The sequence below is a fragment of the Bartonella sp. AP58NXGY genome, assembly GCF_042195785.1.
Classification (GTDB): Bacteria; Pseudomonadota; Alphaproteobacteria; order Rhizobiales; family Rhizobiaceae; genus Bartonella.
The window spans coordinates 1-330 of sequence record NZ_JBHIOY010000299.1 but is presented as its reverse complement, the minus strand read 5'-3'; the positions used below and the strand labels follow the sequence as shown (position 1 = coordinate 330).

Sequence of the window (330 nt, the reverse complement as noted above, 5' to 3'; positions counted from 1 at the left end):
GCTGCCTTAACACCAGAAAGTGTACGATCCCCTTGATCCTTGTTGGCAATATTGATTTCACTGCCTGCTACTTCTTTACCAATGTTGATGAGGTTCGTTGTAGCATCCTGCTTAACAAGATTATCACTAACAACTTGGCTAATCTGATTGTTGATATTCGTAACAGCATTCGTCATCTCATTATGAAGATTGCTGAAAGATGTACCAACACTCGCAAAGGCTTTCGCTACATCATCATAGCTCTGCTCTTCAACCTTGCTACCATCCTCACTGACAGTGTTAACCTTAAAGTTTGGAGCGGTCCATTGACCATTCTCATACTTAGAACCG

The 330-nt window shown here is 41.8% G+C and carries 1 protein-coding gene; it reads right to left on the bottom strand.

What is annotated here, in order from left to right; all coding sequences use genetic code 11:
- Nucleotides 1-330, bottom strand: a 330-nt coding sequence (locus tag ACFINC_RS11065) for a hypothetical protein (RefSeq protein WP_375617232.1), incomplete at both ends; no start/stop codon positions are given.